We start from the raw sequence: 12,344 nt of genomic DNA on the forward strand, positions 1-12,344 counted from the left end.
TCGTAAGGAAACGAATGTTTAAACTACCTTGTTTTCTTTTATAAACGCAAGACATTCAAGCACCATACATGTGCTGAGCACCGAGGAGACCCCTCGGACTTTCCAGACGAAAGCAAGTGTCTCTTACTTTCGTTGAGATCCAAATTCAGCCTTTAAATATTCTGCATCACACAAGCATCGTTTTTCGTTGCAATCGAAAAAGGAACATCTCAATTAGCATTTCTTTGTTCATACCGCCTGTTTTTAGCTGATAGTCAGCGTCCGCCAACATTTTCATGATATAAGTTAACTCTTCGTCTTCAAATGATTTAGCTTGTCCCGCTGCGAGTTTTACACGAAAAGGGTGCACTTTTAAATATCCAGCAATCTGTTGCTGGCCATATCCTCTTCTTGCCAATTCCTTTACCTGATAAATTAAACGGAACTGTCCAGAGATAATAGCTAGTATCTTTATTGGCTCTTCATTTTGTTTTAATAGATCATAATAAATCCTTAAAGATTCGTCTATTTTACGATGAACAATTTTATCTACTAATGTGAATATATTTTGCTCCAAAGACCTGGAAACAAGTTTTTCAACCATTTCGCTATTAATTCTTTTTTGGTCATGTGCATAAAGAGCCAGTTTATCGACTTCAGAAGTTAACATAAATAAATTTGTTCCAGCAAGAGTAAGCATTAACTCTATTGCATCCTCATCAATTTGGACCGTATTCATTTTTGCTCTCTCTTTAATCCACCCTTTTAATTCTTGCTCATTTAATTTCTTCGCTTCAATAATTGATCCTTTTCTTTTTAACTCTTTTGTTAGTTTTTTCCTCTCATCTAACTTTTCGTATGGACCAACAAAAACGATGATGGAATAAGGGGCAGGTTCTTGAATATATTGCTCAAGCTTGGACAGATTGTGTTCCACCTTATCCTTCGTCTTTTCAGCAGTTAAAAATCCAGGATTATTAAGAAAAATTAATCGTCTTTCACCCATGAAAGGAAATGTCTCTGCATCTTCTAACGCAACCTCAATAGGTGTTTCTTCTAAGTCATATGTAGAAAGGTTAAAGTCTGATTCATCCTCTTCCAATACATGTTTGATTAATAATTGTTTTGTCTCATTGATTAGAAAAGATTCCATACCATATAATACATATATGGGAGCAAACTGTTTCTTTTTGATTTCTTTCCAAATATCCAAAACCAATGTCCTTCGCTCCGATCGATATGTTAATTAGCTTTAATAAAACAAAATAAATGCAGCTATAATACATATTATCCTATAGAAGCTTGGACATTTTGACAAGGGTTAATAGGGAATTGGCAGCCTCGCCAGTGCCAATTCCCGATCTATAGTAAACGCTGTCATGCAAGGCCTAGGATACTTACATCACAACGGTACATCTTTGTACTGATTATTTTTGCCTTATGATTGTAAACTATTTGTGACAACTCTTGTCATTATAGGAAAAGGAAACGAGGAACTCTAGATTTTTTTTAGTATATCGCTTATACTATATAGGAAATAGGAGGGGTAGATTGTGAACGAATTTGAAAAAAATGTTCAAAGCAAGCGTAATGACGCTATCGACTCAGGCATAGGATTTGTCGTTTCCTTTGGATTTTTTGCAACATTGTTTATCATTGCAACAGTGATCAAATACGTTGGAGCTTAATCTTAGCTACATAGCGTAAATTTCAGGAGACTGCATTATCGTACAATGCAGTCTCTTTTTCTTTATGCTTCGTATATTTTTTTAAAAGGAAAACTACCCATTACATTTTGTATCAATTCGAAAGCGAGGAATGAGTAATGTGTTCGTGCTTTTGTTACATACTATGGGTTTATCGTCAAAAACGTTCCACTATTTCCTTTAAAATAATAAGAAATTGCTCCGCTCTCGTCGGTCCGATATATAATAATTTTCTCTTTAGATAACCGTTCCAACACTTCTTTGTGAGGATGTCCGAACCGATTGTTTTTACCAGCAGAGATCATGGCCACTTTTGGTTTATAGCTTTGTACCAAGTTCTCGGAAGTTGAAGTTTTGCTACCATGATGACCAACCTTTAGCACATCCACCACCAGGTTGGGATAGTTTAAAATTAATCGCTTTTCTCCCTCTTCTTCTAAGTCACCTGTGAACAACCATTTTAAACCTCCCATTTCCACAAACAGGGCAACTGAATTGTCATTTCGTTCCAGATCACTTGAAACAACAGGAGATAAAATGTGAAAAACATAGTCCCCTGCCGTCCACATATCTCCATTTCGAACAAATTTAACTGGGATGTTTTTTTGATGGGCAATGTCTACGATATCCTTTTCAAGAGTTGAGCTTTCTTGAACATCAGGAAGAACGATTTCCTTTACTTTTATAGCTTTTAGAAGTGCTGGTGCTCCACCCATATGATCCATATCTCCATGTGTCAAGATTAGCTTATCAAGCTTTGTAATCCCCTTACTTTTTAAAAAAGGTACAACAACATCTTTTCCAATATCAAACGGATCCTTTTTCTTTTTCCACTTCTCTTGCGAAAACTGTAGTGTACCTCCCGTATCAATTAGATAAGTTCCCTTGTTATAAGGAAGCTTTATTAAAATGCTATCTCCCTGACCTACATCTATCATTGTAATGACACCTTTTGGAGAGTAAGTGGTTGTGGAGAACTGTATTAAAAAAAGACTAACAGGAACCACTAAAAGCCGAGCCACAGATTTCTGTCTTTTTTCCCACTTCATAAAAAATAAAGGAATACTCGAGATATAAAGTGCCATAAGTATTGGAGCTGGCCTACCTAGGGTAACCGTAGATAATGGAAACTCAGCTATCTTCATCGTTACAGCATTTATGAAATGGATGAAAGCATTTAATAAAAGAAGAATTGGATTTAGAGCTTCACCAAAGATTAGATAAAAAATTAAAACAAGTAAAAAGGCAGGAAGAATGATATTGGAAAATAGAGGAATAAACACTACATTTGTTACTAACGATACGATGGAAAACTCGTAGAAATAATAAAGCAATATAGGGGTAGAGGATACTTGAGAAACAATTGAAGTGGCTATTAACAGTTTAACTGGACTGGAGTAATGTTTTAAGATAATAGTGGAAGACAAGACGAGTGCAAAGGTAACTGTAAAAGAAAGCTGAAACCCTATGTTATAAATACTTTTTGGAGTTAGAAAAATATAAAATACAAATACAAAACTAATAACATCTAACCCAATTGCAGTTTGTTGAGGTTTAAATTTTTTTATCAATAAGAAAAGAAGCAGCATTAAACATGCTCGATTGACAGAAGGGGAGGCTCCTGTTAGTACCATGTAAATGGGCAAAAATAAAAGTAAGCCATTCATTAGCTTCTCCCGTGTGATTCCAACCCTTAATCCCAGATAAAATAGAGTTCCTACTAACATGCTAACATGTAGACCCGATATAGCTAATAAATGCACGATCCCCAATCTCTGATACGCATGGAGTAAGTCATCTTCAATCAAGCTTCGATCTCCAAATACCAAAGCAGACGCTAAAGGAGACATTTCAGCAGGAAAATTGTTGTCTATATATTTAATTCCCTCCTCACGCAACTTTTTCAAAGAGCTAATAAGGTTTATAGATTTTTTACAATCGTCCATTTTCAACTTCTGTAATTCTAAAATCCAATATATGTTTTGAGTCCTTAAGTAATCTCGATAATTAAAAGCATTCTCGTTCGTCGGTGTTCCTGCTTCTTCAAGATTTCCTGTCACCTTGCATACTGCACCGACAGACAGATTGTTAAAAAGATAATTTTTCTCTTCCTCACTTTTTAAAGCATATGTAGTTAGTAATTTCTCCTTGATTTTTATTTCCTTCGCGCGAATCGTTAATCGATCACCATCCATTTTAATCGGTTCTATGATTTCGATTGTAAAAGCTTCCTCATGTCCAGTTATCTTGGATTTCCCCCATGATTTTTCGATTTCCCCACGAAAACAGAATAGAGTAAAAACCAAGCAAAAAAGAAAAATTTCCTTTTTCGTAGTCCTTCTTACTATTTTTTGAAAGAGTAAAAATAACAAAAACAACACTAAACCAACTTCATTACTCCTCAATGAAGTCAGTATTCCTAATAATCCAGTAACAGCAATGAAGAACCATTTACCTCTCACAAGATTTTCACCTCATATTTTTACATTCAAAGTTTATTGTGGTTCATACATTTTTGAATTTTTGTAGCTGGTTAGACGAGACTCCTTAGGAAATGCATTTGCATCTACTTTGCTCGTGGTTTAAATTCAGGGGAAAATCAATCAGTAAGATTGTAATGTAGAGATACCGGAGGATGTTACTTATTTAGGCTGTCTTAACTTAAGACAGCCTATTTCTTATTTACTAAATTCCCATTTTAACAATCCCGAAGTAGGATTGTTCTCATCAATAAAATTCTCAATAGACATGTCCATTTTTATTGCTTCAACATTACTTATTTTTAATAAGTGGTAACAATACTCGTGGTTCTTGTAGTCGTTCGTATAATATATTTTCGTAATTCCAGCTTGAAGAATTTTCTTCATACAGTGGATACAAGGAAAATGGGTGACATAAATTTGGCTATCCTTTGTAGAAATACCTTGATGAGCACACTGTAAGATTGCATTCTCCTCAGAGTGAAGGCATCGTAGGCAATGTCCATCTATGACATAACACCCTGCGTCTAAGCAGTGCTCTTCTCCACTTATCCCGCCGTTATATCCTGTGCTAATAATACGGTTGTTTTTTACTAAAACGGAACCTACTTGCAATCGGTTGCAAGTACTTCTCATGCTAATCAGATGAGCATTCAGCATAAAATATTGGTCCCAAGTTAATCGTTTTTCTGACACAATAATCCCAACCTTTTCTATATATGCTATTTACTCTAATCTCTTTCTCTTGTCTACCCTATATGGTAATGGAACTTGTACATGAAAAAAAGAACTATTTTTTTAAAACTAAAAATAACCAATTTAATCCTTTACCTTACTGTTATATGCTCCTTCAATTTTTCAAAAGTTTTATCTCCAATTCCACTTATAGACTTTAAGTCTTCTATCGTTTTAAAACTTCCATTTTGTTCTCGATAATCAACTATAGCCTTTGCTTTAGAGGGGCCTATCCCTGGAATGGTTTGTAGTTCAGATTCAGTAGCTTTATTTAAATTTACCTTACCTCCGTCCGCCTCTAAAGGAACCGATGTTAATACTTGCTGTGACTCAACACCTTCTTCACCGACTGTAGGAATATACAACACCATTTCATCTGTTACTTTCATGGCAAAGTTAATAACTGCTTCATTAGCTAGTTCGAGTAAACCTCCCGCTCTATCAATTATATCGATCACTCTATCTCCCTCCTTTACTTCATATACACCCGGAGCTTTTACTGCCCCTTTCACATCCACATACATTCGCTCTGGTGCCTCATTAGAAGCAACATCCTCTTCGGCAGGTTTTTCTAAAGCAATTTCTTCAGTCTCACTCCATCCATCCACCTCTTTGTCGCTAATCCCTAAAGGTGATAGAAAATAATAAGCACCAAAAATGATGGTTCCAATACCCGTTAATACATACAGCTTCCTTTCTTTTATCCATTCAATCATTTGTTTTAACTCCTATCTTTGGAATAATTAAGGTTTTTATTTCATATCGTTATATGAGAAATGCCGCTTGTGAAGGAGGGAAGTATACAATGAAAATTGGAGTCATTGGTACAGGTAATATGGGGAGAATTCTGGTGGAGGCACTCATAGACGGCAAAGCTGTTTCCCCTTCTTCCTTAGTCATTACAAATCGAACCATTGCAAAGGCAATGAATATAAAGAATAGTTATCCGGGAGTCGAAGTAGAGGAAAGTCCATTAAACGTGGCTATGAATTCGGATTTAATATTTGTTTGTGTAAAACCAAAAGATGTTTATCAGGTCCTACAAAAAATTAGCCCCCATCTAACAAGCAATCATTGTGTAGTTTCTATTACAAGCCCTATAAGCGTAGAGCAGCTCGAGACCGTCGTCACGTGTTCAGTTGCTAGGGTTATCCCAAGTATTACAAATAGAGCTCTAGCAGGCGTCTCCCTTATGACATTTGGAACTCGCTGCGAGGAGAAGTGGAAAGCAAATCTTAAAGAATTGTTTACTCATGTTTCGAGGCCTCTTGAAATCGAGGAAGAAATTACAAGGGTTTCATCGGATATCGTAAGCTGTGGTCCTGCTTTTTACAGTTACCTAACAAGAAGGTTTATTCAGGCGGCAGTATCCGAGACAAAAATTGATGAGGAAACAGCCACTATTTTAGCAAGTGAAATGTTAATTGGTTTAGGGGAATTACTTAGAAAAGGGTTCTATACTTTGCCTACACTTCAAGAAAAAGTTTGTGTAAAAGGTGGTATAACCGGAGAAGGAATTAAAGTTCTAGAAGCAGAATTAGGAGAAATTTTTGAGCATGTTTTTCAAGCGACTCACGAGAAATTCGAGGAGGACTTAGGAGAAACAAATAAGCAATTTAAAAGATAAATTCGCTTTTCATTTTTATTATTCCTCCCAAGAAATTTAATAAATTTAAAAGCCATTCCAATTTTTTTATTGGAATGGCTTTTTTATGGGGTTTAAGATTTTCTAGCAACAAATAGGATTCGTTCAGAATCCATTTGAGGAGGAGTTTCTTTAAAATCTGCTGTTATTTCTAATATCTCAAAACCAGATTCTTCAAGCCACTTTTTATAAGTTGTTATAGGGTACGTTCTTTGGGTATGTAATTCATCATAGCGATCATATTTATCGGTGAACTCATCATGAACAAAAAAGGTTAATTCGTGTTCTACACTATAGGGATGCTCACCTTCGAAACAACTCCAGATATAGCATATTTGCTCATCATCATGAGTAAATGTTGAATCAGCAAAAACTTCGGTTATTTTATAAACAGAATGAACATCAAATATAAATAGCCCTTTTTGTTTTAAATGCTTATATATTTGTCTAAACGTCTGTTGAACATCTTCTTCTAAAGATAAATAATTTAGGGAGTCACAAAAAACTCCAATGATGTCAAATTCATCCGCTAGTTCCAATTCTTTCATATCTTGTTGGAAAAAGGACACATTTTTCCCGCTAGCCTCAGTTTTTGAGTGTGCCACGGTGAGCATATCATCTGATAAATCCACTCCCGTTACATCGAACCCTAAATGAGCAAATCGTACAGAGAGTTCACCCGTTCCACAGGCTAAATCTAGTAATTTCTTGCCTTCTATCCCATACTGCTTAGCCTTATTTAACACGGTGTTAGCCCAGCTATCATAAGGTACATCTTGCATCAATTCATCGTAAAGGTAAGCGAACTTCCCATATGTCATTGATCTAACTCACTCAGTACATCCTCGCTTGGTGCATCTCCCCATAGTCTTTCTAAATTGTAGTAGCTTCTATCCTCACGGTGGAAAATATGAGCAATGACATCACCAAGGTCGACTAATATCCATCTTCCTTCCTCATAGCCTTCCATTCTTTTAATGTCATGACCGTTTTCATGAGCTTTCTCTTTCATTTCACTCGCAATGGCTTGTACTTGCTTATCTGAATTCCCGTGACAAATAATAAAGTAGTCAGCTACAGAAGAAATTCCTTTCATATTTAGCACTACAATATCTTCTGCTCTTTTATCATCTGCTGCTTTTACAGTTGTTAGTAATAGTTGACGATCGCTCATCGATCAGTCCTCCCTTTTAGTGACCAAGTCGTTGTAGGTATAAAATGTATCTGGATATACGGGTTGATTTTTCTTCATGAGAAACACAATAGTATTTTGAATAGATTTTATTAAAGCTAATTCTAGATTCGTCTTGGCCAATTCTCTAACCTCTTCAACACCAGGAAAGTGCCTTCCAGGCTCTATATAATCAGCCACGTAAATGACTTTTTCTAATAAGGTCATTCCTTTTCGTCCGGAAGTATGAAATCGGATCGCATCTAGGATTTCATGATCGTTTATTCCGACTTCCTTTTCTACAAGATAGGCGCCAACGGGCGCATGCCAGAGTTCACTGTTGAACCCAAGAAGATCCTGTTTAAACCCTTGATCTATAATGATTTTTCTCATTTCTTCCTTTGGGCGAAACTTTGCATAGTCATGAAAAATGGCTGCTATTTCAGCTTTCTTCTCATCGGCACCATTAGCTTTAGATAACCATATTGCTGTTTCCATAACCCCTAATGTATGTTCATAGCGGTGTTCAGTTAACTGCCCTTTTACTATGGATAATGCTTTGCTACGTTCCATATAACTGCTTCTCCTTAATATAATGAATCACAGGATCCGGAAGAAGATAACGAACTGTTTTCCCTTCCTTAAAACGATTTCTAATTATACTCGAGGAGACACTAAATTCGGGTATATCTGCACTTAGGATCGGATAAGTAGTCTCTTTTTGAAAGTTAGGTCGATTCACACCAATAAACTTAACAAGTTTAAGCAGCTCATCTACTTTGTACCATTTCGGTAAATACTCAATCATATCCGCCCCAATGATAAAATAAAATCGATGATTTTTGTACTCATTCGTCAATTCCATCATCGTGTCAAACGTATAGGATCGCCCTGGCCTATTCAATTCAATCGGTTGTATTATAAAGTTAGGATGACCTTTTATCGCTAGTTTTAACATATTTAATCGATCTTCATTTTTTAGCGATTCGGATTTCTCTTTATGCGGAGGATCCTGATTCGGGAGAAACCAGATTTCATCTAAATGAAATTGACATAATACTTCATTAGCAATTAATAAATGGCCATGATGAGGTGGATCAAACGTGCCTCCTAGTATTCCAACTTTCTTCATGTTCATCCCCCTCCAATCAGTTCCCATTCATTAAAGCCTATGGTAAGACAATTTGCTTATTTTCTCTTGACTCTTTGTATAGAACAATTGTGTTTCCAATAATTTGAACAAGCTCAGCCTTCGTTCCTTTTACTAGTTCTTCTGCTACTGTTTCCTTATCTTCTTCACAGTTTTGTAATACGCTAATTTTAAAGAGCTCTCGAGCTTCAAGCGCATCACTAATTTGTTTGATCATATTTTCATTCACTCCACCCTTTCCCACTTGAAAAATTGGGTTTAAGTGGTGAGCTTTTGAACGTAAAAATCTTTTTTGTTTTCCTGTTAGCATTGGGATCCTCCTAGTTGTGACTTTACTAATCTTTTCATTCTCTCTGTATCAGGGAATATGCCTGTCCATTTTTCAAACGCAAGGGCTCCTTGGAAGACAAACATATTTAATCCATTTTGAATATTAGCCCCTTTTAACCTAGCGAGCTGTAACATTTTAGTTTCTAAAGGATTGTATATGATATCACTCACAAATGCATCACTTTTTAGAAAATGTAGTGATAATGGTTCCTCATTTATATGGGGAGACATTCCAATAGACGTTGTTTGTATAACAATATCATATTTACCTAATTCAGCTTCGGCATCTTGAATTTCTAGTGCATCAGAATTGGTTTCATAAGGACAGGAATCTATTAGGTCTGCTGCCTTTGAAACTGTCCGATTCGTAATATCAATCTTCTTTGCTCCTTCAAAAGCCATTGTAAAAAAAATGGCTCGAGCTGCTCCCCCTGCTCCAATGATTAAAACAGACCTATCTATGATAGTCGGGATATCGCTTAAAAGCCCTTTTACATATCCACTTCCATCAGTATTATACCCCACGAAATCCCCACCCTCATTGACAACCGTATTAACAGCGCCAATAGAAAGGGCAAGCGGGTCAATACGATCTAAAAGAGGCATGATTTCAACCTTATGTGGGATGGTCACATTAAAACCGCTTATCCCAATTGCCTTCAATCCTTTTATAGCATCCTTTAAATCGGAAGGTCTTACCCTTAGAGCGTGGTAATGGGCATCAAGCCCATATACTTGAAAAAGGTCATTGTGCATAGCCGGGGACATCGAATGGGAAATCGGATCTCCAATTACTGCAAATAGTTTTTTCATAGCCTCTCCCTCAGAGTTTCTATTTATATAAGTTCCTTCATAGTTGAACCTTATATTAATGATTTTCTCTTCATCGCATGAACACCTTTTGGTACATATGCAGCAACTTTTGCTCCAGGGTCATTGATCGTAACCCATCCAAGTCCAGAAAAAACAATATCGATTTTTCCTTCCTTCACCGTGAATTCGTGCTTTACTAGCTCTGGAAAAGTATCAAGCTGGTCAGGTCTTGGTGGGGAAAGTAATTCTCCTACATGGTTTTCGTAAAGTTCTGTTGCTTTTTCTAATTTTGTACGGTGAATATTGATTTCATTTGAAAAATGACATACAAATGAACGGCGACCACCACTTATATAATCAAAGCGAGCCAGCCCCCCAAAGAAAAGAGTTTGTCCTTCATTTAATTGGAAGACTTTTGGTTTGATTTCTTTTTTTGGTGTTATGACCTTTAAATCTTTCTTATCTACATAGTGAGCCATTTGATGATGGTTAATAATACCTGGAGTATCCACCAACACTTTTCCATCATCTAGGGGAATTTCAATCATGTCTAGTGTAGTACCAGGGAAGTGAGAGGTCGTAATGATGTCCCCTTCTCCAGTAATCTGCTTTAAAATACGATTAATAAAAGTAGATTTTCCAACGTTCGTACAACCTACCACGTAGACATCTTTTCCATTACGATGTTCCTCTATTGCGGAAATGACTTCCTCAATAAACTGCCCCCTCGAAGCACTTACTAGGTAGACATCCTCTGGTTTTAATCCAAGCTCTTTTGCCTCATGCTTCATCCAATTAATTAATTTATTCGGCTTTACCGAATGGGGTAGTAAATCTACCTTATTCCCGACCAATAGAATTTTATTATTTCCAACAAAGCGGTGTAGGCCAGGGAGCCAACTACCATTAAAATCAAAGATATCAACAATTTTTACGATTAAAGCATCCTTTTTTCCCAGCTCATTTAATATTTTTAAGAAATCGTCATCTGTTAGGCTAACATCCTGTACTTCGTTGTAGTGTTTTAAACGAAAACAGCGCTGACAAATAATCGTTTCTTTATTTAGGGCTGACTGTGGAGCATAACCGATCTCATCAGCATTTTCTGTTTGAATATTTACACCGCAACCTACGCAAGCATACTGTTCACTCAACTTCTATTCCTCCCATACAAGCATCCCCTTTTTTCTAAACCAATTCAGGATCCTTCTCTCAATGCGACGGTTAAACCTCGTGACAAACCCATCTGTTGAAGCAACCGGTACAACTAAAATAGTGTGAAAACCGCCTCTATTGCCACCAAGCACATCAGTTAACAACTGGTCACCTATCACAACTGCTTCATCCTTTTTAATTCCCATATCCTTAAGTGCTTTGTTAAATGCTCTTACCATTGGTTTCCGAGCCTGGAAAATGAAAGGAATATTCAATGGATCGGAAAAAGCTTTAACTCGGTTTTCATTATTATTTGAAACGATGGTCACTAATATATTGGCTTTCTTCATTTCTTCAAACCATTTAATTAAATTAGGAGTAGCATTCGGACGATCCCACTCGACTAACGTGTTATCTAAATCAGTAATAATCCCTTTTACACCTTTGTCCTTTAATTCAGCAGGAGTAATTTCAAATATACTTTTTACATGCTGATCAGGAAGAAATTGCTTTAGCACTTTATAAACACCTCATTCTTATTCCATTAAATACCGTACTCATCATAAACAATTTTAACCGTTCTTTCAAAAAAAACCTATTATTAGTAAAACAGAGCTGTTTTGGTACCTTGTGGTTCATAAACTATGTTTTGCTACAAGCTCACCTAAGCCGAGTCCCCATTAACTGTCAAAATTCTACTTTCATATGCTAAATGAGTAGATATAGGTATTTTTTACGACAAAACCCCTCGAAAAAGTAGGAAATTAACACTAAAAATAAATACTTTTCGACAAAGATATCCCTATTTCAACACATGTGGATAACTTTATGCACAAATTACACAGTGATTTATCTACTTTTTTCCCATTTATAAACAAGTTAATCACAGGTTATCCACCGTAAATTGTGGATAAGAGGAACAGTTGTTCTACTCGTATATTTTTGATAGAGTAAGGGTACAACATATGAACTTACATTATATGTATATATTTTCTTATTTAGAACCTAAATCATGAAATGGAGGTGAATTCTGACATGCGTAAACTGTCAGATGATCTATTAGTTGAATCCTATTTCAAAGCAAGAGAGCTGAATCTAAGTCCAGAATTTATTCGCCTCATTGAAACGGAAATTCACCGACGTTCATTAACTCACAAAATCAAAGTTTCCTCATAATTTT

General features: G+C 36.1%; 15 protein-coding genes. 3 read left to right on the forward strand and 12 right to left on the reverse strand.

From position 1 onward, the window contains the following. Positions 1–166 precede the first annotated feature (166 nt). Complete coding sequence (gene holA / locus ACFYKX_RS21865; RefSeq protein ID WP_389363584.1) at positions 167–1,198, reverse strand: DNA polymerase III subunit delta; 1,032 nt, start codon at positions 1,196–1,198, stop codon at positions 167–169. A gap of 334 nt (positions 1,199–1,532) precedes the next feature. Between holA and ACFYKX_RS21870 the strand changes: the two genes are divergently transcribed. Then, positions 1,533–1,667, forward strand: a complete 135-nt coding sequence (locus ACFYKX_RS21870) for a YqzM family protein (RefSeq protein WP_389363586.1) — start codon at positions 1,533–1,535, stop codon at positions 1,665–1,667. A gap of 161 nt (positions 1,668–1,828) precedes the next feature. Here the strand turns inward: ACFYKX_RS21870 and ACFYKX_RS21875 are convergent, their stop codons facing one another. The 3 genes from ACFYKX_RS21875 to ACFYKX_RS21885 form a co-directional block, all read right to left on the reverse strand. Next, entirely contained in the window at positions 1,829–4,147 is a 2,319-nt protein-coding gene (locus ACFYKX_RS21875) for a DNA internalization-related competence protein ComEC/Rec2 (protein ID WP_389363588.1), read from the reverse strand. 216 nt (positions 4,148–4,363) lie between these two features. Continuing rightward, a complete protein-coding gene (locus tag ACFYKX_RS21880; RefSeq protein ID WP_389363590.1) occupies positions 4,364–4,861 on the reverse strand; it encodes a ComE operon protein 2 in 498 nt (165 codons plus the stop codon). Positions 4,862–4,992: 131 nt separating this feature from the next. Then, positions 4,993–5,616: a helix-hairpin-helix domain-containing protein gene (locus ACFYKX_RS21885; RefSeq protein WP_389363592.1), complete on the reverse strand. Its 624-nt coding sequence runs from the start codon at positions 5,614–5,616 to the stop codon at positions 4,993–4,995. A gap of 89 nt (positions 5,617–5,705) precedes the next feature. Between ACFYKX_RS21885 and comER the strand changes: the two genes are divergently transcribed. Continuing rightward, the gene (gene comER, locus ACFYKX_RS21890) at positions 5,706–6,527 is read left to right on the forward strand and encodes a late competence protein ComER (protein WP_389363593.1); all 822 of its coding nucleotides are present in this window, start codon (positions 5,706–5,708) and stop codon (positions 6,525–6,527) included. 92 nt (positions 6,528–6,619) lie between these two features. On the opposite strand, the gene ACFYKX_RS21895 is transcribed toward comER, so the two are convergent. Genes ACFYKX_RS21895 through ACFYKX_RS21930 form a run of 8 tightly spaced genes read right to left on the reverse strand, consistent with a single transcriptional unit; the run spans position 6,620 to position 11,682 of the window. Further along, positions 6,620–7,366 (reverse strand): class I SAM-dependent DNA methyltransferase, encoded by a 747-nt coding sequence (locus ACFYKX_RS21895; protein WP_389363595.1) that lies wholly within the window; start codon positions 7,364–7,366, stop codon positions 6,620–6,622. Continuing rightward, a complete protein-coding gene (rsfS, locus tag ACFYKX_RS21900) occupies positions 7,363–7,719 on the reverse strand; it encodes a ribosome silencing factor (protein WP_389363597.1) in 357 nt (118 codons plus the stop codon). The genes ACFYKX_RS21895 and rsfS overlap by 4 nt, the downstream gene beginning before the upstream one ends. Positions 7,720–7,722: 3 nt before the next feature. Continuing rightward, positions 7,723–8,289 (reverse strand): bis(5'-nucleosyl)-tetraphosphatase (symmetrical) YqeK, encoded by a 567-nt coding sequence (yqeK, locus tag ACFYKX_RS21905; RefSeq protein WP_389363599.1) that lies wholly within the window; start codon positions 8,287–8,289, stop codon positions 7,723–7,725. After that, positions 8,279–8,848 (reverse strand): nicotinate-nucleotide adenylyltransferase, encoded by a 570-nt coding sequence (locus ACFYKX_RS21910; protein ID WP_389363601.1) that lies wholly within the window; start codon positions 8,846–8,848, stop codon positions 8,279–8,281. The genes yqeK and ACFYKX_RS21910 overlap by 11 nt, the downstream gene beginning before the upstream one ends. Positions 8,849–8,885: 37 nt before the next feature. Further along, a complete protein-coding gene (yhbY, locus tag ACFYKX_RS21915) occupies positions 8,886–9,176 on the reverse strand; it encodes a ribosome assembly RNA-binding protein YhbY (protein ID WP_389363603.1) in 291 nt (96 codons plus the stop codon). Further along, complete coding sequence (gene aroE / locus ACFYKX_RS21920) at positions 9,170–10,009, reverse strand: shikimate dehydrogenase (protein WP_389363604.1); 840 nt, start codon at positions 10,007–10,009, stop codon at positions 9,170–9,172. The genes yhbY and aroE overlap by 7 nt, the downstream gene beginning before the upstream one ends. Positions 10,010–10,059: 50 nt before the next feature. Continuing rightward, positions 10,060–11,163, reverse strand: a complete 1,104-nt coding sequence (gene yqeH, locus ACFYKX_RS21925) for a ribosome biogenesis GTPase YqeH (RefSeq protein ID WP_389363606.1) — start codon at positions 11,161–11,163, stop codon at positions 10,060–10,062. Between the two features lie 3 nt (positions 11,164–11,166). Further along, a complete protein-coding gene (locus ACFYKX_RS21930; protein WP_389363608.1) occupies positions 11,167–11,682 on the reverse strand; it encodes a YqeG family HAD IIIA-type phosphatase in 516 nt (171 codons plus the stop codon). A gap of 517 nt (positions 11,683–12,199) precedes the next feature. Here ACFYKX_RS21930 and ACFYKX_RS21935 point away from each other — a divergent pair. Continuing rightward, positions 12,200–12,340 carry a sporulation histidine kinase inhibitor Sda gene (locus tag ACFYKX_RS21935; protein ID WP_389363610.1) on the forward strand — a complete coding sequence of 47 codons (141 nt, stop codon included), beginning with the start codon at positions 12,200–12,202 and terminating at the stop codon, positions 12,338–12,340. The last annotated feature ends 4 nt before the right edge of the window (positions 12,341–12,344 follow it).

This window comes from Cytobacillus spartinae (assembly GCF_042865285.1).
Lineage (GTDB): Bacteria > Bacillota > Bacilli > Bacillales > Cytobacillaceae > Robertmurraya_A > Robertmurraya_A spartinae.

Bases quoted from the DNA above. Each gene is read 5' to 3' on its own strand.
- ACFYKX_RS21895 (WP_389363595.1), bottom strand. From the start codon at position 7,366: ATGACATATGGGAAGTTCGCTTACCTTTACGATGAATTGATGCAAGAT.
- comER (WP_389363593.1), top strand. From the start codon at position 5,706: ATGAAAATTGGAGTCATTGGTACAGGTAATATGGGGAGAATTCTGGTG.
- rsfS (WP_389363597.1), bottom strand. From the start codon at position 7,719: ATGAGCGATCGTCAACTATTACTAACAACTGTAAAAGCAGCAGATGAT.
- yqeK (WP_389363599.1), bottom strand. From the start codon at position 8,289: ATGGAACGTAGCAAAGCATTATCCATAGTAAAAGGGCAGTTAACTGAA.
- ACFYKX_RS21935 (WP_389363610.1), top strand. From the start codon at position 12,200: ATGCGTAAACTGTCAGATGATCTATTAGTTGAATCCTATTTCAAAGCA.
- yhbY (WP_389363603.1), bottom strand. From the start codon at position 9,176: ATGCTAACAGGAAAACAAAAAAGATTTTTACGTTCAAAAGCTCACCAC.
- aroE (WP_389363604.1), bottom strand. From the start codon at position 10,009: ATGAAAAAACTATTTGCAGTAATTGGAGATCCGATTTCCCATTCGATG.
- ACFYKX_RS21910 (WP_389363601.1), bottom strand. From the start codon at position 8,848: ATGAAGAAAGTTGGAATACTAGGAGGCACGTTTGATCCACCTCATCAT.
- ACFYKX_RS21885 (WP_389363592.1), bottom strand. From the start codon at position 5,616: ATGATTGAATGGATAAAAGAAAGGAAGCTGTATGTATTAACGGGTATT.